The following is a 23,944-nucleotide window of genomic DNA, read 5'->3' as shown; positions in this document are numbered from 1 at the left end:
ATTGTGTAAAATACGCCCCATTATACATCTCAATCAACCATCAAGGCATTGACCGACCATTATGACATCTCCTTCGCATCGCACCTCTTTCCGTCCGGCCGGATCGCTGCAAGTGCTCTCCTACAAAGAAGCCAAACAACTTTGCGACCAGACACAGGAAGGGCTCAACGACCTGTTTCGCCAGTGTGCCCTGGCCGTACTGAATACCGGCATGGTCGATGACAATGGGCTGGCCCTGATCGAAGCCCACCCGGACTTTCAGATCCGAGTACAGGTCAAGGGCCGAGGCCTGCAAATTGAGATCGAAAATGCGCCCGAAAACGCCTTTCTCGAAGACGACATGATCGTCGGTCTGCAGGAGCATCTGACCGCGGTGATCCGCGACCTGATCTATGCCAAAAACGAAATCGTTGATAACGATGAGTTTGACCTCAACGATTCATTCGGCATCACCAATGCTGTGTTTCATCTGGCACGCAATGCCGAGCTGATGCAACCCAACCGCGAGCCAAACGTGGTGATCTGCTGGGGCGGGCACAGTATCAGCCGCACCGAATACAAATACACCAAACAAGTGGGCTACCACTTGGGACTGCGCCAGCTTGACATCTGCACTGGCTGTGGGCCGGGAGCGATGAAAGGCCCGATGAAAGGCGCGGTGGTCGGTCACGGCAAACAGCGTTATCAGGATGGGCGTTTTATCGGCCTGACCGAACCCGGCATTATTGCAGCCGAAGCGCCCAATGCCATTGTCAATCAGCTGGCCATCTTGCCCGACATTGAAAAACGCCTGGAAGCCTTCCTGCGCTTGGGACACGGCATCATTATTTTCCCCGGTGGGGCTGGCACCATGGAAGAAATTCTCTATCTGCTCAGCGTGCTGTTGCATCCGCAGAACAACAACATTCCCTTTCCAGTGGTGCTGACTGCACCCGAGTCGAGCCGGGATTATTTTGATGCCGTTCTGGAATTCATCGAATTCACGCTCGGTCCGCGTGCGCGGGAACGCTTAACGGTCCTCATCGACGAACCGGTTGAAACCGCACTGTTTCTGAAAAAAGGCGTGGCGCATGTCAAAGCTTACCGGGAAGCCACATCGGATGCCTACTACTACAACTGGAATCTGCACATTCCTTATGACCGGCAAAAACCGTTCGAACCCACGCATGAAAACATCGAAAAGCTGTGCATCGATAAGAACCAACCCGAGCATGAACTGGCCGCACAACTGCGCAAGGTCTTTTCCGCCATCGTTGCTGGCAACGTCAAACGCGAAGGCATGGCCCAGATTGAAGCCCATGGTCCCTTTCGCATCCAGGGCGACCCGGAGATCATGCAACGCATGGACAAACTCTTGCGCTCGTTTGTAGCTCAGCGCCGCATGAAGCTGGGGGCAGAAAATTACGTGCCTTGCTATCATATTGTGACCGATCCCTCCGACTCATCGACGGACACCCATCATGACTGACCTGACAACACAGAGTGCTGACCCGAAGGATAACGAACACTTCGAGGACCTCGGACTGGACCCCTGCCTGCTCTCCGCCTTGAACGCACAGCATTTTCACCGACCGACGCCGATTCAGGCAGCGGCCATCCCCCTCCTGCTCGAAGAACGTGACCTGCTCGCCGGGGCTGCCACCGGGACCGGCAAAACCGCCGCGTTTGTGTTACCGGCGCTGCAGCGATTGCTTGACGTCCCTCGTCCGTCCCGACATCCGAGGGTGCTGATCCTTGCCCCCACCCGCGAACTGGCATTTCAAACCCATAAAGTGGTCAAGCAACTCGGGCATTTTATGGAATGCCCATCCATGGTCATCACAGGTGGCCTGGCCGCTGACCGGCAACTGGCCCAGCTCAAGCAGCCGCTGGACATTCTGGTGGCCACGCCCGGTCGCCTGCTCAAACTGATGGCCGATGCCTTCATTGACCTATCGGATCTGGAACTGGTGATCATTGACGAAGCCGATCGCATGCTGGACATGGGACAGGGACCGGATGTGCTGGCGCTGCTCGAAGCCATTCCCCGTGATTTTCAGGCCGGTTGTTTTTCGGCCACCTTAGGCGGTAAAGGGTTAAAGGACTTTGCCCGACAGGTTCTGGATGCCCCCGAAGTGCTGCAACTGGATGCCCCCAACCAACAATCACAACAGGTGCAACAGACGCTGTATCTGGCCGACAGCCGGGAACACAAACGTCAGCTCCTACTTGCGATTTTGCAGGACCCCACCTGCCAGCGAGCATTGGTTTTTTACAACAAAAAAGACCGCGCCATGGAAGAGCAGGCCTGGTTGACCTCACAAGGCATTGACAGCCTGATCCTGCACGGCGATATGATTCAGGCCAAGCGCCTGCAGATTCTCAAGCGCTTCCGTCAGGGGCAACCGCCGGTATTAGTCGCAACGGACGTGGCGGCCCGCGGTCTGGATGTTGACAACATCACGCATGTGGTCAACGCCGACATGCCGTTTCGTGGCGATCAGTACATCCACCGGATCGGGCGCACCGGTCGCGGCCATCAAGCCGGGGTGGCTTTCAGCCTGATCGAGCGCCACGACATCCCAAACCTTCAGCGTATCGAATACCATCTGCAGCAAACCCTGCCCACGGCCACCATCGAGGGCCTAGAGGCGCGTTTTAGCCGCAAAGACATTGATCGCCGACCCAAAAAAACCAAAAAGAAGAAACAGAGCGCCCGATCAGGCAAGAAAAAGACGACAAAGAAGCCCAAGCGCTCGAACAAACAGTGAGCCTCACCGCCCTCAGACCGAGGGGTCGGCCCGGTTACCCGTCTCGTCAGCACGATCCGCGGAGCGGTCGGCTGGCAATAATGACAGCCGATCAAAATAGTAATGTGCCAATGTCACCACCGCCAATACCGGTGCAAAAAAGCTTAAAACCGGCAGGACACTGAGTAGATACCAAACGGCCAAAGGCATCGTGCCCGGCCAATGCGTTACCGGTTTGACCGCATCAAACAGGGATTTCGGCAAAATCACCTGCCCCACATCCAGCACCAGCGCATAACGGAAAAACAAAAAACCAATCAGCCAGAACCACAGCACATTGATCAGCGGGATAAACAGCAAGGGCAAGGTCACCAGCAACAGCAGCAACATCCCCAGCGCATACCGGGTGATTTTCCAGGTCAGCCCCCAGAAATCACCATGGCCTTCATAGTCCGTATAGGGGTAATGTTTGTCATGCACCGCCTTGACCAGCGAATCGGTCATGAAGGCGGTCACAATCATGGCAAACAGCAGCACCAGATAACTGCCCAGAATGATTCCCAGCACCCCGGCGATGACCGTCACCAGAAACCCGGCCAGCCAGATCAGAATCCCGCCAATCAACGGAATCGATGCCAATGCCTCTTCGGCTGAACTTTCCCAGTCCTGCATCATCGTGACCCAGGGGTTGCTCCAGAACCAATCCGAGCTCAGCGCCAGACCAAACACCGCGTAGCCCAAAACCGACACCGCGATCAGGCCCACCCCAAATGGCACAAACAGACGAGTCAGAATCGCCGGTTCTTTGAGGTCCACCAGGGTTTTCCACAGATACGTCATGCCCACGGTTCGGTTCCTTGTCTCATTCGCTTGCGGTCAAAGGTGACCGCAAGACAGTCACTTGATATAAATCGTTTTGATGTTGGTGAACTCACGAATGCCCTCACGCGACAGTTCACGCCCGTAACCAGAGTTGCGAATGCCACCAAACGGCAGGCGCGGATCGGAAAACGTGATGCTATTCACATAGGTCGCGCCCGACTCCATATTGCGGGCAATGGTTTCGCAGGTGTCAGCATCGTTGCCCCAGACACTGCCCCCCAATCCAAAGTCGGTGGCATTGGCCAAGCCAACGGCGTGCGCCGGCTCAGACGCTTTCATTACTGTGGCGACCGGGCCGAACATTTCCTCAGAGTAGGCGGGCATGGAAGAGGTCACATCGGTCAGAATCGTGGGCGCATAATAGCTGCCGGGACGATCCAGCTGATACCCCCCGGTCACCAGCGTCGCACCCATTTGTACCGACTTCTGTACCTGAGCGTCCAGCTCTTCGAGCAAATCCTGGCGTGCCATAGGCGCCAGTGTGGCATCGGAAGCCATGGGGTCCCCCGCGTGTAACTGACTTTCCACCGCCTGTTTGAAGGCCGCCACAAACTCATCATGCCGATATGCGTCCACGATGAAACGTTTGGCGGCAATGCAACTCTGACCGCAGTTCTGGAAACGGCCTTTGACCGCTCCGGCCACCGCCGCCTCCATGTCCACATCGTCCAGCACGATGAACGCATCCGAACCACCCAGCTCCAACACGCATTTTTTCAATTCGCTGCCGGCAATGGCCGCCACCTTTCGTCCGGCGGGTTCGCTGCCGGTCAGTGACACGGCCCGTACCACCTTGTTCCGAATCACCGGCTCGACTTGAGACGCACTGATCAGCATGTGCTGGTAGACACCTTCCGGGTAACCGGCTTTTCGAAACACTTCTTCAATGGCCAAAGCACATTGCGGGACATTGGAAGCATGCTTGACCAACACCACATTGCCCGCCGTCAGCGTCGGCACCGCAAAACGGAACACCTGCCACAACGGAAAATTCCACGGCATCACGCCCAGTACCACGCCCAGAGGCTTATACGTCAGGAAGCTTTGCTGACCGTCGGATTCAAGCGGCTCATCCGCCAGAAATTCAGGCGCTTTTTCCGCGTAAAAATCACAAAGCTTGGCGCATTTATCCACTTCTGCCAGCGCTTCCTTGTAGAGCTTGCCCATTTCCAGGGTGATCAGTTCGGCCAGTGGTTCCCGATCGTCCAGCAACACATCCCCCAACCGCTTTAACAGCTGACAGCGATCGTCCATCGAGACCTCTTTCGCCCACTGGGGCCAGAGCAGACCGGCATCGGTCAATGTCTGCTCGACGGTGGCATCGTCCCACAGGTCAAACCGTGCATTGACTTCACCGTTCGCTGGATTAATTGATTCCATTGCCATGATTCACCCCTCTTTTTGACCAGGCCTGGTTAAAATAATAGCTGGTTTGCCCGCCGTGCTGTCAGGTTTCGACAGAAATCACGCCCTGAGCCGGATCCTGTTCTATTTTATGCGCCCAGGCACAGGCCGCCAAATAAATTCGGTTTAACGACGCAATGTCGTTTTCAAAAAACGTCACGCTGACATCGGGTACCCGGCCTTGTTCAAAGCTGAAGCACCAGCCCAGCACCTGCCCCATTAAGCCTTCACCTTCAAGAATGGCCTGAGTGATCGCATCCGACAGCACCATCTGCTCCAGCAGGCCGGATTCCGGCTGGCGAAAAAACGCTTCCAGCATGGAGAAAAGCCCGCCCAGAAAAAACTCATCTTTCTGGTCGGGCATGTGCATCACAAAGGCCGCCTGCTCACAAAAGCGAGCCCGGGTCAGCGCCGTAATGGTCAGTTCGGCCGGGGTCTGATCCTCCGGCAATTGCTCCACCTCATCGATCAGCGTTTCCAGATGCCCCATACCGGTGTAGTGCAGCGCCTGATGCAGATCATCGAGTTTGAGATGGTGGGCTTGCGCCAGGTCATTCAGGCTGTGTACCAGTTTAAATGCCAGCGATGGCACTTGCGAAAGCAACACACCCAAAGGCTCAAAGCTGGTGCCAGGACGCTGCATTTCTGCTTTCAGCGCGGCCAGCGCCTGATGATGCACGCCGGGTTCATAGTCAGGCCCGGCGGGCAGATGCTGCCAGAAATTTCCCTGAAACGCTTCCACGCCTAGATCGGTAAGGGTTTCAAACTGCGTATAGCCGTCAACCGGACAGGCCACGGCCACAGCGTCATTCTGATGAATACGCGCCACCCGGTTTTTCAGCGCCTCTGCGGGCGTGTCAGCGTCGATGCGCGCCCAATGAACAATGGGTAAGAGCTTATCCGCCACCTCAGACCCATCGTAATCGGACAGCGCCAGGCGTGTGCCCTGAGCTCGAAGCGTTTTCAAACGCTTGAGCACCGCCACGTCTTTTACCATGGACAAAGGCAGCTCCAGAATCAACCGCTCGGGCGAAGGCATCTCGGGCAGCGGTGCCTTTGCCAGCAAGGCATGCGGCAAAGCCAGCCAGAGCGGCTGCTCGCCCACAATGCGCGCAAACCCGGTATTTTTTTCAATGGTTTCGATCTGATGGATGGCCGCGTCACAATCCGCTTCAGAGGGCTCATCCGGCCAATGCAGCGCCAGTCGCACCGCCTGAGTTTTTAACGCCCCATCCAAAATGGCCTGACGGTCAAAAAAGATCTCAGTCATGCCCGACTCCTGGTTAGCGACGCTCAAAGGTCAGACGTTGCCCGGGCTGAAACGCGGCAAACTGGCCCCGATCGAACATTTTTACCCCGTTCACAAAGGTGGCGGTCACCGAACTTTGGAAACGTTGACCCGACCAGGGCGACCAACCACAGTGATAAAGGACAGAATCGGGATCATCTGTGTGCGGCTGGTTCGGGTTCACCAGCACCAGATCGGCGGCGTAGCCTTCACGGATGTAACCGCGGTTGGCGATCTGGTAGCGAATGGCCACATTATGCGCGGTTTTCTGAACCACCGTTTCCAGATCAAACACCCCCTGATGCACCAATTCCAACAACGACACCAGTGATTTCTGCACCTGTGGCAGTCCGGCCGGTGCTTTGAAATAGGTGTTTTGCTTTTCTTCCCAGGTATGTGGGGCATGGTCCGTGGCAATGATGTCGATGCGCCCATCCCTCACCGCCTGACGGATCGCGTCGCGATCTGCGCGGGATTTGATCGCCGGATTGCATTTGATCAAGGTGCCCAGTTGCTTGTAGTCCTCATCGCAAAACCAGAGGTGATGGGTACAGGCTTCAGCGGTAATCTGTTTGCCGGCGACGGGGCCCGGCTCAAACAAGGCCATTTCCTCGGCCGTGGTCAAGTGCAGCACATGCAGATTAGCTCCGGTCTTTTTGGCCAAATCCACGGCAAACGACGACGATTTGTAACAGGCTTCGCGACAACGAATATCCGGGTGCGCGGACATCGGCACATCCTCGCCGTAACGCTCACGATAAAGCGCTTCTTGAGCCTTGATCATGGGCGTGTCCTCACAATGGGTGGTAATCAGCGTGGGACTGTGGGTAAAGACCTGCTCCAGTGCGGCTTCCCGATCCACCAGCATGTTGCCGGTCGAGGCGCCCATAAAAATCTTGACGCCGCAGGCCGCATTAGGATCCAGCGCTTTGACCTCTTCAATGTTGTCATTGGTCGCCCCAAGATAAAACGAATAATTTGCCCAAGCCACTTTCGAGGCATGGGCATGTTTGGCTTCCAGCGCTTCCAGGGTCGTGGTGGTCGGATTGACATTAGGCATGTCCATAAAGGTGGTTGTGCCGCCAGCGACGGCCGCTTTGGATTCGGTCGCAATGGAGCCTTTGTGCGTCAGACCGGGATCGCGAAAATGCACCTGGTCGTCGATCATGCCCGGCAGCAACCACTGGCCGCTGCCATCGATCACTTCATCCGCCTTGCCGGTCAGATCGGGACCGATTTCGGCAATCAATCCGTCTCGAATCAATACATCCTGCTGGTGACGTTGTCCTTCATTAATCACCGTCGCCTGAGTAATCACTGTGGTTGTCATCGTGCTTGTCCTCTTTTTTCTGCTAAAAGCATTCTAACCTGTCCATTCGTGCAATAACAAAAAAACCCAAAACGCACACAAGCCCCTCTGCAGGCAAAATCCTCGCCGGTTCTCTTACCGGGTCGGACATACGCTTTGTTTTATCGTGCACTTTCTGCCAAAATAGCGAAGACATTAGGATTGACCCACTCAATCGCTTCAACCATGAGCACTCAACCGACACCCTTTATACATTGAATATAAATTGAAAGCGCTGAAACCTCACATTGCCTCTGGTCAGGCCTGGCGCCATGGCCTTTTTGTTGCGAGCATCGTTCTTCTGGGACTGATCGGGTGGGCCGACATCCAGGAAAAACAGCGTCTGTCTGCCACCTGGCAAAGCCACATACAACAGCAAATTAACATCCTGAGCGACGATCTTGCACGGACCAATCACCTAGTGTCCTCCATGCAGACGCTCGCTCCCCAACAGCGCGAGGCATTGATCACGTCAATCACCGAACGCCATGCGTTTGAGTTGACCTTTGACCGTTCCGCCCTGACACAAAAACCGTTTGAGCTCATCTGGCCTCTGCCGGCTTCAAGATCAGACTCTTCGGCCGCACTGTCATTGAACCTGCCTGACTGGCTACGTCAGATTCAGTCACACCTTCCTATCGAAGAAGACACCACGCTTTTACTGACCCGACCCAATCGCGACGTCAGCCAACCGGTCATCGAAGCGACCGAACCCAATGCAGCGTGGCGAACCTATGACTTACGCCTGCCACTGAACGCACCAACGACCGACCCTTCTCTGGAATTGAGCCATGCACAGCTTGCTATTTCAATGCCCGCGCACTGGCCGACTGAGACGCTGCCCTGGTTGATCGCACTGACAGGACTGTTAACCGCGCTGTACCTGTTCGGTTGGACACAGCTTCACCGCGTCCGCTACCAACAGCAACAATCCGCCTTGAACCAGCAGCGTTTTGTGGAATACGTCAAAAAAGCGCACGAAGCCATCATTCTGTGCGACCCAAATGGATTAATTCATCACTGGAACCCGGCCGCCGAAGCCCTGTTCGGGTATGCCGAAAGCGACGTTCTGAACAAACCCATTCAAAATCTGCTCATGGATGGAAACCGTCGCCCGCATAATGTGTTCCGGCTTTTGGCCGACCAGAATGAAAAACACTATGAAATGGCCTTTATCCGCAAGGATTTTGAAACCATTCGCTGCGATGTCACCGCCACGCGCTTCCATCATGGTCAGGCATTCGAATATGCTCTGTTCATCAATGACGTCACACAACACCGACGCCGGGAAGCCGAAATCGAACAACTGGCGCTTTACGACCCGCTGACAGGGCTGGAAAACCGACAGTTCTTCAGTCAGAACGTGGACAGTTATCTGGCGCAGTCTCCCCTGGACCCGAGCGTGGTCTTTCTGATCGATCTGGATGGATTCAAGCAGATCAATGACACCCTGGGGCATGAGTTCGGCGACGAACTGCTCAAAATCATCGGCAGCCGCCTGAATCATTCCATTCGCAGTGCTTTCCCCCCGCCTCGCCTCTGCCGTTTCGGTGGGGATGAATTTCTGGTATTGCTGAGCAACATCGACGCCGAAGAAGCCATCGAAACCGCGAGACGCCTGCTGGCGACCCTATACAAACCTCTCAAGATCGACCAGGAGGAGGTGCATATCACCGCCAGCCTGGGCATGGCGTTCTACCCCGAGCACGGTCGCACCCTGAGCGAATTGCTGCGCCATGCGGACAGCGCCATGTACGAAGCCAAAGCCAAAGGCAAAAACACGCTGGCCATTTATGACAACACCATTGAAGCACGCCTGTCCGAGCGCCTAAAAATCGAACGCGGCCTGCGCCGGGCGCTGGATGACGACGAACTGGAGCTCTACTATCAGCCACAGATCAGCGCCAAAACCCAGCAAGTCACGGCGGTGGAAGCGCTGCTTCGCTGGGAGCACCCGGAAATCGGCCCCGTGTCACCCGACCGTTTCATTGCCATCGCCGAGCAAAGCAGCCTGATTCTGGAAATCGGACACTGGGTGCTCAACACCGCTGTACAACAGCTCAAAGCCTGGCAGGGCACGGAATTTGAATACCTGAACATTGCCATCAACGTCAGCAGCCACCAACTGGAAGACCCGACGTTCCTGGAACAGGTTCATGCCATGATGTCTGAAGAAAACGTCCCCTTTGAAAAACTTGAAATCGAGCTGACCGAACGCTCCATCATGTCTAATGCTCAGGACAATGTCGACATGCTTTATCAGATTAGGGCACACGGCTTAACCATATCGGTGGACGATTTCGGGACTGGCTATTCCTCTTTAAGCTACCTCAAACGGTTTCCGCTGAATATTCTGAAAGTGGACAAATCCTTTGTTGACGGCTTACCCAATGATGAAGACGATGCGGCCATTTCACTGGCCATCATCAAACTGGCGCAAAGTCTCAACATGAAAGTCATCGCCGAAGGCGTTGAAAACCAGGCTCAATTTGACTTTCTGCATCAGGCCGGCTGCGACATGGTGCAGGGGTACCACTACTGCAAACCCTTGCCGATTCACACCCTGGAAGCCTGGATGCACCACTACGATCCGGTTCATGCTGTGGCCGAACCGCTTTTGCCCGATCCGCAAACCAAGCCTTCAACCCCCTCATGAATCCACTCAAATGGCTGTTGATCCTGCCCATTCGTTTTTATCAGTGGTTTATCAGCCCACTGCTGGGCCCTCGCTGTCGGTTTTACCCCACCTGCTCGCATTACGCCATTGAAGCCATTCAAACGCACGGCGTACTCTGCGGAAGCTGGCTGGCACTCAAACGCGTCCTACGCTGTCACCCGGCCAACCCAGGCGGCGTGGACCCGGTGCCCGAATGCGGCTGCAAGCGCCCTCCCCCTAAAAACAAACCGCACGATGGCTCTGAAACCTGACCTCGTTTTTTGTCATGGCAACGTCATTTGCGCCTGTTAGAGTCTGCCTGTGAAAGCGCCTTTAAAAGCCCATGAAAAGGCGCTAAAATGCTGTATTCGATTGCCTAATGCCACGAAATTGGCTCTGACGCACAGGGAGTGCCCCATCCATGAACGACCAACACAATCCCTACATCAACCGAGAGCGCAGTTTGCTTGAATTCAACCGACGCGTTCTGGCTCAGGCCAAAAACCCGGCGATCCCGCTTCTGGAGCGGCTGAAGTTTCTGTGCATTTCCAGCAGCAACATGGATGAATTTTTTGAAGTGCGTCTGGCCAGTCTCTATGAATTGCAGAATGACCCCGGCGCGCGCACCAAACCCGACAACATGGTCCCGGAACAGGCCGTGGACATGCTGCATGACGTGGCCCGGGAGCTGGTTGATGATCAATACGACACCCTGAACCACACGCTGATCCCGGAACTGGAAAAAGAAAACATTCGATTCCTGCGGCGCAATCGCTGGACCGACCAGCAAAAGGAATGGATCCGTCAGTATTTCATTGACTCCCTCCAGCCGGTGATGAGCCCCATGGGCCTTGACCCGTCGCACCCCTTCCCCCGTCTGCTTAATAAGAGTTTGAATTTTATCGTGTCGCTCGAAGGCAAGGACGCATTTGGGCGCACCAATGGGCTGGCCATCGTGCAAGTGCCGCGCTCACTGCCGCGCGTGATCAAATTGCCCCCCGAAGCCACCGACGGCGACAATGATTTTGTGTTTCTGTCTTCGGTGCTGCACTCCAATGTCTCCAATTTGTTTCCGGGCATGACGGTAACCGGATGTCACCAGTTCCGCCTGACGCGCAACACCAACCTCTTTATTGACGAGGAAGAAGTCGATGACATCATGCGCGCGATCCAAGGCGAATTGTCCAGCCGGGATTATGGGGGGGCCATTCGCCTCGAAGTCTCGGATCGCTGTCCGCCAGACATGTACCGCTATCTGCTGAACCAGTTTGACCTGGAGGAATCCCAGCTTTATCAGGTCAATGGTCCGGTGAACCTGCACCGCCTCAGCGCGGTGCCGGATCTGGCCAAACGCCCGGATCTGCTGTTCCCGCCGTTTTCAGCGCGCAAACTTACCGCGCCCAAAGCCAAGCAAAGTTCCTTCAAGTTATTCAACCGAAAACAGGAACCCGAAAGTCTGTTTGAACAGATTCAGCGCCAGGACATTCTGCTGCACCACCCTTACGACTCCTTCAGCCCAGTGATCGAATTTCTGCAGCAGGCCGCCAACGACCCCAATGTTCTGGCTATCCGCATGACCCTGTATCGGACCGGGGAAAAATCAGCCATCATCGATGCCCTGGAAAAGGCCGCCAACAACGGCAAGGAAGTCACCGCCGTGGTCGAGCTGCGTGCACGTTTTGATGAAGACAACAACATCCTTCAGGCCAATCGCCTTCAGGACGCAGGCGTCAACGTGGTCTATGGCGTGGTGGGTTACAAAACCCACGCCAAGATGATTCTGGTGGTGCGCCGTGAAAAACAACAGTTGCGGCAATACGTGCATTTGGGTACTGGGAACTACCACCACATCACCACCCGTTTCTACACTGATTTCGGTTTGCTCACCGCCAACCCGCGAATGGGACAGGATGTGGCCAAAATCTTCCAGCAGTTGACCAGTCTGGGGGACACCAAGAACCTGGGCGTGTTGCTGCAATCGCCGTTTACGCTGCAAAAAGGGATGATCGAACGCATTCAGCGCGAAGCAGAAAATGCGCGCAATGGCCGACCGGCCCGGATCATTGCCAAGATGAACGGGTTGCAGGAACAGGGCATCATTGATGCGCTTTATCACGCCTCTCAGGCCGGGGTGAAAATAGATCTGATTGTACGCGGCATCTGCAGTCTGCGCCCGGGCATCGAAGGCCTGTCGGAAAACATCCGTGTGATCAGCATCATCGGGCGCTTCCTGGAACACCACCGAGTGTATTATTTCGAAAACGCCGGAGCCAAGCCGGAGCTCTACTGTTCCAGCGCCGACTGGATGCGTCGCAACCTGTTTTCGCGCGTGGAAACCTGCTTCCCGATTGAAGACCCCGCGCACTTTCAGCAAGTGTTCACCGAAGGCCTGGCCATTTATCTGCAAGACACCGTGGGTGCCTGGGTATTGCAACCGGATGGGCAATATATCCAACGCACCCCAACTGAATCCGAACCCCGGTTCAGTGCTCAGGAATGGCTGATCAATAAATACGCCGAAACCGACGAAGGTCAGTCATGAGCTTTCTGAATCACCTCTTACCCTTCTCTCAAGACGAAGAAGGGGCTCAGGGCATGTATGCCGCCATTGACCTCGGGTCCAACAGCTTTCATCTGGTGATTGCCAGAGAGCTGCACGGTCAGGTGCAAATCGTGGACAAACACAAGGAAATGATCCGCTTGCGCTCCGGGCTCGATAAAAAAGGCTATCTGACCGAAACCGCGTTCGAAAACGGCATTGCCTGTTTGGAACGGTTTGGCCAGTTAATCAAAAACCTTCCGGCCAATCACATCCGAGCCGTCGGCACCAATACCCTGCGCAATGCGCGCAACAGCCAGGCGTTTCTGACTCGTGCCAAACAGGCATTGGGCCATGACATCCAAATCATTGGTGGCCAGGAAGAAGCGCGTCTGATCTATCTGGGCGTCGCCCACGGTCTGCCTCAGACGGACGAACAACGCCTGGTGATGGACATCGGCGGCGGCAGTACCGAATACATCATCGGCAAAGCATTTGAACACAAGCATCTGACCAGCACCGAAATGGGATGCGTCAGCATTACCCAGCGTTTTTTTCACAAACCGGAAATCAGTGAAAAACGCATGAATAAGGCCATCAGCCGATGCCGCCAGATCCTGCGCCCGCATTACCGAAAACTGACTCAAATGGGATGGGACAATGCCTATGGCGCGTCAGGCACCATCAAAGCCCTCGGCGGCATCCTGGTCGAAAATGGCTGGGATGGCGCAGAGCAAGGCTCGCAACCCGGCAGCATCACCCTCAAAGGCCTCTACCAGATTCGGGACAGCATTTTGAAAGCCGGAAGTGTGGCCAAAGCCGAGCTCAAAGGCCTGAAAGAGGAACGCATCCCCGTATTGGCCGGGGGGCTGGCCATCCTGATCGCCACCTTCGAAGAAGTCGGCATCCAACAAATGCAAGTGTCCAGCAATGCTCTGCGCGAAGGGTTGATTTATGACACACTGGGACGCCTCTACGATGCGGACGTGCGTGAAACCAGTGTCACCGCTGCCCAGGCCTGGTTAAAAGTGGACCGCCAGCAGGCGCAAGCCGTGGCACACACCAGTCTTGAGCTGTATGAACAGGTTGAACAGGCCTGGGCGTTGCATGACTCGGAGTATGAGTATGACAAACTCTTGAAATGGGCCGCCCAGCTGCACGAAGCCGGCATTGCGCTCAGTTATAAACGCTATCGTTATCACAGTGCTTATTTGATTGAGAACTTTGACATGGCGGGGTTTACCCAGCAGGAAAAACAGATGCTTGGTGCCCTGCTGCTCAACCATCGAGGAAAATTTCTGATCGAGCCTTATGCTCGACTGGATGCACCGCATGACACCAAATTACAACGTCTGACGGTCTTGCTTCGTCTGGCGGTTCGTCTGCACCGGGGCCGGGAAACCGATCGACCGAACATGCAGGTATCGGTCTACAACGAAACCGGACTGGCCATCCACTTCGAAGCCGATTGGCTGGCCCAACATCCGTTGACGCGTCTGGATCTGGAAATTGAAGCGCAGCGTCTGCAAGGCGCCGGATTTGACTTGACGTTTGAGTGAAGACTCAGGCGGAGGCCGCCGAACCCGAGCTGCACCTCGGTCAACGCCGGGGCTTTTGCGTTCGGCGGCGTTGTTTTTTGCGCCGCTTGAGTTCCGTGTTCTCCGCTTGAGACTGCGACTTTCCACGGCGGTGCACGAAACCAGAAGTTCGGTTTTCGTATGGATTCTTGCTCACACGGTATTCAATCCGAACCGGCGTTCCCACCCACTGAAACGCTTTGCGAAACACATTCATCAGGTATTTGGTATAAGCCGCGGGCAATTTATCGACCTGATTACCATGAATCACAATGGTTGGCGGGTTAACCCCACCCAGGTGGGCATAACGACATTTGATGCGCCGTCCGCCTGCCAGAGGCGGTTGATGGTCGGCCACGGCCTGGGTCAGCACACGGTTGAGATCCGCCGTCGATACCGACTGGATGGCCGCCTGGTACACGGTGTCCACGGTTTTAAACAGCGTCCCCACCCCAGTGCCGTGCAGGGCCGAGATCAGATGGCGCTCAGCGTAATCCACAAAAGCAAAGCGATGACTCAACTCGTGCTTGACCTTGTCTCTCTGGTCCCGGCTCAGGTGATCCCATTTATTGATGGCCAGAATCAGGCCCCGCCCCGACTCAATCGCCAGACCAAGCAGGGTCAAATCCTGATCCGTCACCCCTTCGGACCCATCCATGACCAGGATCACCACATGACTGGATTCCATGGCTTCGATCGCTTTGACGATGCTGAATTTTTCAATTTTTTCTTTGATGTTCTTGCGGCGGCGAATGCCGGCGGTATCAATCAGTGTGTAGGCCTTGCCATCGCGCTCAAACGGCACAAAGATACTGTCGCGCGTCGTGCCGGGCATGTCGTAGGCCACAACCCGTTCTTCACCGATCATACGGTTGATCAAAGTGGATTTCCCCACATTGGGACGTCCAATGATCGCCACGCGGGTGCCGGGCTGTTCCTCGAGTGACAACACAGAATCAGCCGTATCGGTATCGTCCACTGGCACATTGGCCGTCGTTTCGCACTCGCTTAATACCTGCTCAATCAAACCATTCACATGGTCGCCGTGGGCAGAAGAAATGGGAATCGGTGTGCCCAGGCCCAGTTCATAAAACTCACTGCCCACCAGCTCCGGGTTATGACCTTCGGCCTTGTTGACCACCAGTGTGACCGGCTTTCCGAAAGCGCGCAGTTGCTGAGCAATGGTTTCGTCCGCCGGAATCAATCCCGTACGTGCGTCCACCAGAAACAGAACCGCATCCGCTTCATTGACCGCCTGGATGACCTGGGAAGCCATTAACGGGTCCACACCGGCCTGCTCGCCACTCAGCCCGCCCGTGTCAACAACAATAAAAGGCTGATCGCCATAGCGCCCTCGGCCGTATTGGCGATCCCGGGTCAGCCCCGGAAAATCGGCCACAATCGCATCACGAGTACGCGTCAAGCGATTGAACAGTGTGGATTTGCCCACATTCGGGCGCCCCACCAATGCGATGATTGGCTTTTTCATTTTGCTCCGTCATCGTCTCGGGTTGAAAACAAACCGCGTGGATCGCCCGGATGGTTGAATTGATACCAGTCAGACGGCTTGATCCGGTAAGCCTTGACATAACCATCACCATCCAGCGTATACAGGGTGTTTCCATCCAGCCAGAGACGGGAAATGGCATTGCCGGTACCCAGATCATTGCTGATCTGCACCCGTCCGGTCAAGGCGCCATCAACACGGTCCAGCCAATGTACCTTGCCAAAACGATCGGCTGTCAGCAACTGATTGGCATCATAAGTCAGCACATCGATCAAATAACGCCCCTGCAACGCCTCCTGCTGCCATAAGACCGTGCCGTTCATTTTATCCAGCGCCAGAACTTCACTCTCATCACTGACCAGATAAAGCGCCTGGGCGTCCACGCTCATATCGCGGTACCCAGAAACATCTCGCGTCCAGTAGAAATTCCCCGTGGCTGGATTCAGGGCGGCAACCTTGCCCTGGTAACCCAATGCAAACAGGCGCCCATCCTGATATAACAGAGCCGCCTGAATGTCGACCAGTCGTTCCAGATCGGTCCGACCGGACGGCACCAAAAAGCGTGTGGCCCATTGGCTTTGCCCGGTACGCGCATCCAGAGCTTCAATCTGGCCATTTTCCCAGCCAATGTAAAGTGTGCCTTCTGCAAACGTAACCGGCGCCACCCCGCGTAATGACAAGTTCGGCAACGAGCGTTCAATCACCCAATTCACCTGCCCATTTTGCGGGTTCAAGGCATACAGCTTGCCATCGACCGTGCGCACAAACAGCTGACTGTCACCAAGCACCGGACGACTGATAACCTCGCTCGACAGGGCGACCTGCCAGCGTACCTGCCCCGATTCTTCAGACAGGCTGATCAGTTGGCCTTTTCCCGTTCCCACAAACAACTGGCGATCCAAGCGTGTCGGCCCTGCCGTCAGGGTGGTGGCCAGTTTTTTCTGCCAGACCACCTGATCCGACCAACTTCCCTGTGGCTGTTTGGTTGCTTTGGTCAGGTACCCGCCAGGAACACCGATATAAACCGCTTGCTCCGATGATTCAAAATAAAGCCCTTCCGCCTGCGCAGGAATAAACGCCGACAGCTGCAATTGCCACTGTTTTTCCAGCGCGTAAGGCGACGATAACGGGTCTAACGGAGCAGGTGGCTTGAGTTCAGTGGGGGTGGAGCACCCAGTCAGCAAAGCCGCCGCCCCTGCCAAGACCAGCGCTTTGAAATTGTTTTTCCAGAACGACACTTCCAACGCCATCATTTAATTGCCTGCCAGATCCGATAGTTTCAAACGGGTCAGATTCTTCAACCCATCGGGAAGTCCTGTCACTGAGAGGACAGATTCATAATGGGTACGTGCCTGATCCGGTGCCTGTTGTGCCATGGCCACTTCTCCGGCCATAAAGTGATAATTCGCTTTTTCCTCAGGCGCCAGGGCCTTGAGCGAAACCGCATCCAGGTAGGCCTGCGCACTTGCCGGGTTGCCCTGCTGCAACGCAACCTTGGCTGAGCGAAGCGATGCCACCAGAGACAAAGACGCATCCGGACTGTGACGAATCACCCAGTCGTATTGGGCCAGGGCATCGTCATACGCGGCCTGATCAAAATAATGTTTCCCCAGAATCAAAGCAATGCCCGTCGCATACGGACTTTCAGGCTGTTCTGCCAAAAACTGTTTGGCGTCACGCAAGATTTCACCAATCTGATCCTGTTGCGCCTGAGCCTGAACCAGTTCAAACATGGCCGATCCCTGCATGGCTTTGGAAAGCTGATGGTTCTGCCAATAAGTCCAACCCGACCAGGCAACCACAACCACCAATACCCCACTGAGTAGCCAGGTTCCGTTTTTTTGCCACCAGGCTTTCAGCGCCTGAAGCTGTTCATCATCGTCATTATAGCGACTCATAGGTTTTCCTCGCTTTTTCTGAATCGGTCGTCATTTGGGTCAGGTAAGGGATCAAGCGCTCCCAGCTGATGGTTTCCTGCTCACGCGCCTCACGCAGGAACTTAATCGCCACTTGTTCCTGTGCAATTTCTTCTTCACCCAGGATCAAAGCCATTTTCGCGCCGGATTTATCGGCTTTTTTGAACTGGCTTTTGAAGCTGCCCCCACCACAATGCATCTGCACTTTGAGCTGAGGCAGCGCCTCACGGATTCGCTCCGCCATCACCAGGCCTGGTCGTTTTGCCAGGTCACCGGCCAGAATCAGGTAAAGGTCGGCATTGATTTTAGGGGGCACGCAGGCTTTTTCCTGGAGCAACACCATCAGTCGTTCCACCCCCAGGGCAAAGCCCACTGCCGGTGTGGCACGACCTCCGATCTGTTCCACCAGACCGTCATAGCGCCCCCCGGCGCAGACGGTCCCCTGAGCACCAAGATCCTGCGTCACCCACTCGAACACGGTGCGATTGTAATAATCCAGACCTCGGACCAGATTGGGATTGAGTTCATAGTCGATGCCCAGGTCATCCAGATAAGCGAGTAAGGCCTCAAAATGCTCACGTGACGCGTCATCCAAATGATCGCTGAGCTTGGGGGCGCCGGCAATCAAATCCATCATCTCCGGATTTTTGGAGTCCAGGATCCGCATCGGATTGCTGTGCAGTCGCCGTTGACTGTCTTCATCCAACTGCTCGGCATGCGACTGAAAATAATCGACCAGCAAATCTCGGTAAGCGGCGCGCGCCGCTTGTGACCCCAGAGAGTTAAGCTGAAGGGTCAAGCCATTGAGCCCAAGTTTTTCCCAGAGACGGGCGGTCATTGCAATCAGTTCGGCATCGGCATCGGGCGTTTCCAGCCCAAACACCTCAACCCCCAGTTGATGAAACTGACGATAGCGCCCTTTCTGCGGGCGCTCATGGCGAAACATCGGACCGGTATAAAACAACTTCTGGATCTGATTGTGTACCAGGCCATTTTGAATCACCGCCCGGACGCACCCGGCGGTGCCTTCCGGTCTCAGACTCAACGAATCGCCATTGCGATCTTCAAAGGTGTACATTTCTTTTTCCACAATATCGGTCACTTCACCGATACTGCGCGCAAACAAAGCGGTTTTTTCCACCGCTGGCAGGCTGATGCTTTCATACCCATACTGGCGTAGAATCACTCGGGCCGTATTGAGCAGGTAATCCATGCTCCAGGCCGCATCGCCGTAGACATCGTTCATGCCTCGAACCGCAGAAATTGAATTCGACATAGTTTCTTTCAGAGATTAGTCAATTGAAAAATGTGAAGCTTTTGCTCATGCATGGCATCAACAAAGTCATCGGACTCGGAGTTTACAGATTCATCCAGACCAGCAAGCCGGCCAGTGCCAGAATCATTAACGTGATCACCGCCTTGAGCAGCCCCACTGAAATCAGAGGTCGCGCATGCTCTTCTTCCAGATCAACCGCCTGAAGAGTGGCCCCCACCTCTGTCACCTTGGGGAAGAACGTCTCATAGGGCGTCAAATCCACTTCCAGCATTTCGGCGTAATTGCGAATATACCCCCGCTGAAACGGATCCAATTCGGCAAACTCAAAGGCACCGCTTTCAAACAGCGTCAAATGGTCAGCACTGATTCGCAAGGATTCGGCGGCATGAGCCACGCTCATCTGTTTGCGCTCACGCGCCTGTCTGAGCTCATGACTCAGTGCCTGAATCAGAGACGGCTCGGATTCGGCACCGGCCGAAGCAGGCGTTGGCACAGGATCGGATTCGGTTTCAGCCATGGAGTCTTTCCAGGTTCACAGTGTTTAAGGTTCGCTTGGTCCGGTCTTTGACTTTTCCGGCCAACTGGCCGCAGGCGGCATCAATGTCGTCGCCCCGGGTGCGTCTGACGGTACAGTTTACACCAGCGGCCATTAATTGTTGCTGAAATTTATGCACCGCATTATTGGAAGAGCGCTTGTAGGCCGCCCCATCAAATGGATTAAATGGAATCAGATTGACCTTGCAGGGCAAATCCCCAAGCAGGTCAACCAGTTGCTGTGCATGCGCCGGCCGGTCGTTCACATGATCCAGCATCACGTATTCAACCGTCACATGCTTTTTGCTGTGTCCGCCTTCAACAAAACGGTGCAGGGCCGGCATCAGCACTTCCAGTGGGTATTTCTGGTTGATCGGCACCAACTCATCGCGCAGGGCATTGTTGGGTGCATGCAGGGAAATGGCCAGTGACACATCCAGCGCCGCTTTGATTTTATCAATGGCGGGCACCACGCCTGCGGTACTGATGGTAACCCGGCGTTTGGACAGGCCATAGGCATTGTCATCCATCAAGATGCGAGCAGCGGGAAAGGTGTGGGTGACATTCAGCAATGGCTCCCCCATGCCCATAAACACCACGTTGGAAATCACCCGCTCTTCTTTGGGCAGACAACCGAGGGCTTTGTTTGCCACCCACATCTGCGCCACGATCTCCCAATTCTCCAGATTACGGTTAAACCCCTGCCGGGCGGTGGCACAGAAACTGCAATCCAGTGCGCACCCCACCTGAGAAGAGATGCACAAAGTGCCGCGTGATTTTTCCGGGATAAAGACCACCTCGACCGAATTGTGATGATCCACTTCCAGCAACCATTTACGCGTTCCGTCGCCAGACACCTGTTCCGAGACAATTTTGGGCGTTCGGATGCGCGCGACCTGCGATAACTTTTCTCGCAGCGCCTTGCTCAGATTGGTCATGTCGGCAAACTCACTCACCCCATGCTGATGAATCCACTTCATCACCTGAGCTGCCCGAAACGGTTTCTCACCGATGTCGGCAAAAAACTGTTTCAGCGCGGGCAAGTCCATGCCCAGCAGGTCGGTTTTATCGGAATCTACGGCCATCGGTTTAGCTTGCACAATTGGCTCCATGCAGTTCCAGCTGGGAGAAAAAGTAACCGATCTCACGCGCGGCACTTTCGGGCGAATCGGACCCATGCACCGAATTTTGTTGCATCGACACCGCATACAGCTTGCGCAAGGTTCCTGGTTCGGCCTGCTCTGGATCGGTGGTACCCATCAGCCGACGGTATTGCTCAATGGCATGATCCCCTTCCAGCACCATCACCACAATCGGTCCGGCGGTCATGTTGGTGACCAGGGTTTCAAAAAACGGTTTGCCCTGGTGCTCCGCATAAAACCCCTGCGCTTGCGCCTCGGTCAGTTGCAGCATTTTGGCAGCAATCACGGCCAGATTGTTTTCTTCCATGCGCTGAATGATTTCACCGATCAGATTCCGTTTGACCGCATCCGGTTTAATAATTGCAAATGTTTGTTCTAGCACCGTTTCCTCACACTGGTTTGGCTTGCGCAACACCCCGCGCCCTTTTTCATCGCCGACATCGGCCGGTAAAAGGCGCAAAGCTTTCGAATTTTCAATATTTTAACAATCTGGGCACAGAATGTCAGAAAAAGCCTCACCGACGCCTGCAAACAAAAAACCCCGGTCAAGCCGGGGTTTTTACTCGCGTGGTTCTATGGATCGAGGTCAAACACTGAAGGATTCACCGCACCCGCAACTGTCTTTGACGTTGGGGTTATGAAACTCAAACCCTTCATTCAGGAGACTTTCTTTCACATAGTCAAGCTCCAGACCGTCCAGCTTGTCCAATGCCTCACTGGGCACTACCACTTTCACACCATGGCTTTCAAAGACGGTGTCCGCATCGGTGATCTCATCGGCATAATCTACCTCATAAGAAAAACCGGCGCACCCGCTGACCTTGGTGCCCACTCTCAGTCCAATGCCGTGGCCGCGCTTGCCAAGCATGGTTTCCACACGATCCGCGGCCGCTTGCGTCAGAGTGACTGCCATAGGAAATTACCTCCGCTTGAAATTGTAAGTCCATTGTAACCGATCAGGCCGATGCACTGTGGCCATCAAACTGGACCGACTTGGGTCCGCAACGCTTGTCGATGATGGCCTGAAGACTGACATCGCTCAAAAACTGGTTGATCATATCACTCAGATCGGCCCACAAGGCATGAGACAGACATTCATCGCCATTTTGACAGTTGGATTCGCCTCGGCAGCGACGGGGCTCCAGATCTTCATTCACCGCCTGAATCACCTGATTCACCTTGATCTCCGAAGCGGGTCGACTCAATCGGTACCCCCCACCCGGACCTCGGGCACTCAGAACCAGGTCAGCTTTTTTCAGCCGCGAAAAAATCTGTTCAAGGTACGACAGTGAAATCGACTGACGCTCAGAAATCATGGCCAGCGTAATCGGCCCGGAAGACTGGTTCAGTGCAATATCGAGCATGGCGGTGACCGCATAGCGGCCTTTGGATGTCAATTTCATACATCACTCTTCAAATCTTGGTTGATGAATCGCCATCATACAAAAACCCACTAAATAACTCAAGATTTGTCGTCGCCGGTGGTTTTTTCTTCGCGAATGTGCGCGCGCTGCGCCGGATCATCCGGCTCCAGCACCGCGTCATCCAGACCAGGCAGTTCCACATGCGAATCTTGACCGCCCAGTCGTTGCACCTCATGGTTCAAACGCTCCAACTGTTCGTCTTGCCCCTGAATGTGATCCAGCAAGCTGTAAATGGCTTTTTCAACCGGGTCTTCCACATTGCGCCCGACGCCATAAGCATCGAACCCAATCTTTTCGGCCATGGCTTTGCGCTTGCGATGCGTCTCGTCGGTCGGACGCTCCACCACTCGTCCGGGGATGCCCACCACGGTTCTCAAGGCCGGCACTGGCTTGACCACCACGGCGTTGGAACCGATTCGCGCATCGTCTCCGATCTCAATCGGCCCCAACACTTTGGCGCCCGCACCGACCACGACCCGGTCACCCAGCGTGGGGTGACGCTTGCCTTCCTGCCAGCTGGTACCGCCCAGGGTGACGCCGTGGTAGAGCGTGCAATCGTCGCCGATCTCGGCGGTTTCGCCGATCACCACCCCCATGCCGTGGTCGATGAAAAAGCGACGACCGATCTTTGCCGCCGGATGAATTTCAATGCCCGTCAGCCAGCGCGCCAACCCGGACACAAAGCGAGACAACCATTTCAACCGCTTGTGCCAAAGCCAATGCGTCAACCGATAAAACAAAATCGCATGCAACCCGGGGTAAGTGGTCAACACCTCCAACGTATTTCGGGCAGCGGGGTCGCGGTCAAACACACAGCGTACATCTTCGCGAATTCGATCAAACATCCGGTTTCTCCGCATTGGGTTGAATCAGCCCGGCCGATCGGAGCTGGGCCTCCAGGTCTGCTTTTGACCAGGCCTGCCTCTGGGCCGCACGCAAAATGCCGCGCAAAATATCAATTTCTTTGATATCGAGGCCGCTCCGATTAAACAAACGTCGCATCCGACGCATAAATCGGGCATTTTTGGCCGGGTCGAGAAATTCAATGTCCTGCAAAGCCTGATATAAATGCTCGTAAAAGCCTTCCAGTTGCTCCGAGCTGGCTCGGCGATCGCGGTAGCCCTGCCCTTGCGGCACATCGCGCAAATCCGACGCCATGCGACACTCATAGCTGAACACCTGCACCGCCTGAGCCAGATTCAAAGAACTGTAATCCGGATTCGAGGGAATGTGCGCCAGATAATGGCACAAATCCATCTCCGCATTGGTCAGGCCGGAATCTTCCCGTCCGAAAACCAGTGCCACAGTCTCCCCCGCCGTGGCCTGTTGCCAGGCCATGGTCGCGGTTTGACGCACATCCACCTGCGGCCAGGCCACCTTGCGCAACCGGGCGCTGGCACCAAACACGGTGGCACAACCGGCCAGAGCCGTTTCCAGGGTATCCACCACTTCGGCCTGATCCAGCACGTCGGCCGCCCCCGATGCTCTGGCAGACGCCACCTGACTGGGAAACTCGCGCGGGCTAACCAGTGTCAAACGCGACAACCCCATGTTTTTCATGGCCCTGGCCGCCGCCCCGATGTTGCCGGGATGCGAGGTTTCGATCAAGACCACCTTGATTTGTGCAAAGGCAGACGGGTTTGTTTCCGATTCGTTCATGCTTTTCCGTTATAATGGGCCCAAATTTCGAATGACCATTCTAACAAAACCGGACGGATTGTT

21 protein-coding genes are annotated in these 23,944 nt (G+C 55.2%); 6 read left to right on the top strand and 15 right to left on the bottom strand.

Annotated elements, in window-relative coordinates; genetic code table 11:
- Positions 1–61: 61 nt before the first annotated feature.
- Together ppnN and AVO41_RS07950 are read left to right on the top strand one after the other, a co-directional pair.
- Entirely contained in the window at positions 62–1,468 is a 1,407-nt protein-coding gene (gene ppnN / locus AVO41_RS07955; RefSeq protein ID WP_068585324.1) for a nucleotide 5'-monophosphate nucleosidase PpnN, read from the top strand.
- The gene (locus AVO41_RS07950; protein ID WP_068585321.1) at positions 1,461–2,750 is read left to right on the top strand and encodes a DEAD/DEAH box helicase; all 1,290 of its coding nucleotides are present in this window, start codon (positions 1,461–1,463) and stop codon (positions 2,748–2,750) included. The genes ppnN and AVO41_RS07950 overlap by 8 nt, the downstream gene beginning before the upstream one ends.
- Positions 2,751–2,762: 12 nt before the next feature.
- On the opposite strand, the gene AVO41_RS07945 is transcribed toward AVO41_RS07950, so the two are convergent.
- The 4 genes from AVO41_RS07945 to AVO41_RS07930 form a co-directional block, all read right to left on the bottom strand.
- Positions 2,763–3,569, bottom strand: a complete 807-nt coding sequence (locus tag AVO41_RS07945) for an EI24 domain-containing protein (protein WP_068585319.1) — start codon at positions 3,567–3,569, stop codon at positions 2,763–2,765.
- A gap of 57 nt (positions 3,570–3,626) precedes the next feature.
- Positions 3,627–4,997 carry an NAD-dependent succinate-semialdehyde dehydrogenase gene (locus tag AVO41_RS07940; protein WP_068585315.1) on the bottom strand — a complete coding sequence of 457 codons (1,371 nt, stop codon included), beginning with the start codon at positions 4,995–4,997 and terminating at the stop codon, positions 3,627–3,629.
- A gap of 61 nt (positions 4,998–5,058) precedes the next feature.
- Entirely contained in the window at positions 5,059–6,285 is a 1,227-nt protein-coding gene (locus AVO41_RS07935) for an EAL and HDOD domain-containing protein (protein ID WP_068585312.1), read from the bottom strand.
- A 13-nt stretch (positions 6,286–6,298) separates the two neighbouring features.
- A complete protein-coding gene (locus AVO41_RS07930) occupies positions 6,299–7,633 on the bottom strand; it encodes a dihydroorotase (RefSeq protein WP_068585309.1) in 1,335 nt (444 codons plus the stop codon).
- A 244-nt stretch (positions 7,634–7,877) separates the two neighbouring features.
- Here AVO41_RS07930 and AVO41_RS07925 point away from each other — a divergent pair, with 244 nt between their 5' ends.
- The 4 genes from AVO41_RS07925 (at position 7,878) to ppx (ending at position 14,405) form a co-directional block, all read left to right on the top strand.
- Entirely contained in the window at positions 7,878–10,307 is a 2,430-nt protein-coding gene (locus AVO41_RS07925) for a bifunctional diguanylate cyclase/phosphodiesterase (protein ID WP_068585306.1), read from the top strand.
- A complete protein-coding gene (gene yidD / locus AVO41_RS07920; protein ID WP_068585303.1) occupies positions 10,304–10,579 on the top strand; it encodes a membrane protein insertion efficiency factor YidD in 276 nt (91 codons plus the stop codon). The genes AVO41_RS07925 and yidD overlap by 4 nt, the downstream gene beginning before the upstream one ends.
- A gap of 149 nt (positions 10,580–10,728) precedes the next feature.
- A complete protein-coding gene (gene ppk1 / locus AVO41_RS07915; protein ID WP_068585300.1) occupies positions 10,729–12,849 on the top strand; it encodes a polyphosphate kinase 1 in 2,121 nt (706 codons plus the stop codon).
- Positions 12,846–14,405 (top strand): exopolyphosphatase, encoded by a 1,560-nt coding sequence (ppx, locus tag AVO41_RS07910; protein WP_068585298.1) that lies wholly within the window; start codon positions 12,846–12,848, stop codon positions 14,403–14,405. The genes ppk1 and ppx overlap by 4 nt, the downstream gene beginning before the upstream one ends.
- A 40-nt stretch (positions 14,406–14,445) precedes the next feature.
- Here the strand turns inward: ppx and der are convergent, their stop codons facing one another.
- The 11 genes from der to AVO41_RS07855 form a co-directional block, all read right to left on the bottom strand.
- Positions 14,446–15,912, bottom strand: coding sequence for a ribosome biogenesis GTPase Der (gene der / locus AVO41_RS07905; RefSeq protein ID WP_068585296.1), 1,467 nt, complete (start codon positions 15,910–15,912; stop codon positions 14,446–14,448).
- Complete coding sequence (bamB, locus tag AVO41_RS07900; RefSeq protein ID WP_235584702.1) at positions 15,909–17,183, bottom strand: outer membrane protein assembly factor BamB; 1,275 nt, start codon at positions 17,181–17,183, stop codon at positions 15,909–15,911. The genes der and bamB overlap by 4 nt, the downstream gene beginning before the upstream one ends.
- Complete coding sequence (locus AVO41_RS07895) at positions 17,184–17,828, bottom strand: tetratricopeptide repeat protein (protein WP_068585293.1); 645 nt, start codon at positions 17,826–17,828, stop codon at positions 17,184–17,186.
- On the bottom strand, positions 17,815–19,122 hold the full coding sequence (gene hisS / locus AVO41_RS07890; protein WP_068585292.1) for a histidine--tRNA ligase: 1,308 nt from the start codon (positions 19,120–19,122) through the stop codon (positions 17,815–17,817). Before hisS ends, AVO41_RS07895 begins: the two co-directional genes overlap by 14 nt.
- 82 nt (positions 19,123–19,204) lie before the next feature.
- The gene (locus AVO41_RS07885; protein WP_068585289.1) at positions 19,205–19,639 is read right to left on the bottom strand and encodes a helix-turn-helix transcriptional regulator; all 435 of its coding nucleotides are present in this window, start codon (positions 19,637–19,639) and stop codon (positions 19,205–19,207) included.
- A complete protein-coding gene (rlmN, locus tag AVO41_RS07880) occupies positions 19,632–20,741 on the bottom strand; it encodes a 23S rRNA (adenine(2503)-C(2))-methyltransferase RlmN (protein ID WP_068585285.1) in 1,110 nt (369 codons plus the stop codon). Before rlmN ends, AVO41_RS07885 begins: the two co-directional genes overlap by 8 nt.
- A 4-nt stretch (positions 20,742–20,745) precedes the next feature.
- The gene (gene ndk, locus AVO41_RS07875; RefSeq protein ID WP_068586033.1) at positions 20,746–21,180 is read right to left on the bottom strand and encodes a nucleoside-diphosphate kinase; all 435 of its coding nucleotides are present in this window, start codon (positions 21,178–21,180) and stop codon (positions 20,746–20,748) included.
- A gap of 204 nt (positions 21,181–21,384) precedes the next feature.
- Complete coding sequence (locus AVO41_RS07870) at positions 21,385–21,711, bottom strand: iron-sulfur cluster assembly accessory protein (protein ID WP_068585283.1); 327 nt, start codon at positions 21,709–21,711, stop codon at positions 21,385–21,387.
- 43 nt (positions 21,712–21,754) lie between these two features.
- Positions 21,755–22,201 carry an Rrf2 family transcriptional regulator gene (locus AVO41_RS07865; protein ID WP_068585280.1) on the bottom strand — a complete coding sequence of 149 codons (447 nt, stop codon included), beginning with the start codon at positions 22,199–22,201 and terminating at the stop codon, positions 21,755–21,757.
- Positions 22,202–22,260: 59 nt separating this feature from the next.
- Positions 22,261–23,067: a serine O-acetyltransferase gene (gene cysE, locus AVO41_RS07860; protein ID WP_068585276.1), complete on the bottom strand. Its 807-nt coding sequence runs from the start codon at positions 23,065–23,067 to the stop codon at positions 22,261–22,263.
- Positions 23,060–23,881 carry an RNA methyltransferase gene (locus AVO41_RS07855; RefSeq protein WP_068585274.1) on the bottom strand — a complete coding sequence of 274 codons (822 nt, stop codon included), beginning with the start codon at positions 23,879–23,881 and terminating at the stop codon, positions 23,060–23,062. The genes cysE and AVO41_RS07855 overlap by 8 nt, the downstream gene beginning before the upstream one ends.
- Positions 23,882–23,944: the final 63 nt, after the last annotated feature.

Source organism: Thiomicrospira sp. WB1 (genome assembly GCF_001507535.1).
Classification (GTDB): Bacteria; Pseudomonadota; Gammaproteobacteria; order Thiomicrospirales; family Thiomicrospiraceae; genus Hydrogenovibrio.
This window is presented reverse-complemented; position numbering and strand designations above follow the sequence as displayed.

Bases quoted from the DNA above. Each gene is read 5' to 3' on its own strand.
- cysE (WP_068585276.1), bottom strand. From the start codon at position 23,067: ATGTTTGATCGAATTCGCGAAGATGTACGCTGTGTGTTTGACCGCGAC.
- der (WP_068585296.1), bottom strand. From the start codon at position 15,912: ATGAAAAAGCCAATCATCGCATTGGTGGGGCGCCCGAATGTGGGCAAA.
- AVO41_RS07870 (WP_068585283.1), bottom strand. From the start codon at position 21,711: ATGGCAGTCACTCTGACGCAAGCGGCCGCGGATCGTGTGGAAACCATG.
- rlmN (WP_068585285.1), bottom strand. From the start codon at position 20,741: ATGGCCGTAGATTCCGATAAAACCGACCTGCTGGGCATGGACTTGCCC.
- AVO41_RS07930 (WP_068585309.1), bottom strand. From the start codon at position 7,633: ATGACAACCACAGTGATTACTCAGGCGACGGTGATTAATGAAGGACAA.
- hisS (WP_068585292.1), bottom strand. From the start codon at position 19,122: ATGTCGAATTCAATTTCTGCGGTTCGAGGCATGAACGATGTCTACGGC.
- ppx (WP_068585298.1), top strand. From the start codon at position 12,846: ATGAGCTTTCTGAATCACCTCTTACCCTTCTCTCAAGACGAAGAAGGG.
- AVO41_RS07945 (WP_068585319.1), bottom strand. From the start codon at position 3,569: ATGACGTATCTGTGGAAAACCCTGGTGGACCTCAAAGAACCGGCGATT.
- AVO41_RS07885 (WP_068585289.1), bottom strand. From the start codon at position 19,639: ATGGCTGAAACCGAATCCGATCCTGTGCCAACGCCTGCTTCGGCCGGT.
- AVO41_RS07950 (WP_068585321.1), top strand. From the start codon at position 1,461: ATGACTGACCTGACAACACAGAGTGCTGACCCGAAGGATAACGAACAC.
- AVO41_RS07865 (WP_068585280.1), bottom strand. From the start codon at position 22,201: ATGAAATTGACATCCAAAGGCCGCTATGCGGTCACCGCCATGCTCGAT.
- AVO41_RS07895 (WP_068585293.1), bottom strand. From the start codon at position 17,828: ATGAGTCGCTATAATGACGATGATGAACAGCTTCAGGCGCTGAAAGCC.
- ppnN (WP_068585324.1), top strand. From the start codon at position 62: ATGACATCTCCTTCGCATCGCACCTCTTTCCGTCCGGCCGGATCGCTG.
- AVO41_RS07935 (WP_068585312.1), bottom strand. From the start codon at position 6,285: ATGACTGAGATCTTTTTTGACCGTCAGGCCATTTTGGATGGGGCGTTA.
- ppk1 (WP_068585300.1), top strand. From the start codon at position 10,729: ATGAACGACCAACACAATCCCTACATCAACCGAGAGCGCAGTTTGCTT.
- yidD (WP_068585303.1), top strand. From the start codon at position 10,304: ATGAATCCACTCAAATGGCTGTTGATCCTGCCCATTCGTTTTTATCAG.
- AVO41_RS07855 (WP_068585274.1), bottom strand. From the start codon at position 23,881: ATGAACGAATCGGAAACAAACCCGTCTGCCTTTGCACAAATCAAGGTG.
- bamB (WP_235584702.1), bottom strand. From the start codon at position 17,183: ATGATGGCGTTGGAAGTGTCGTTCTGGAAAAACAATTTCAAAGCGCTG.
- AVO41_RS07940 (WP_068585315.1), bottom strand. From the start codon at position 4,997: ATGGCAATGGAATCAATTAATCCAGCGAACGGTGAAGTCAATGCACGG.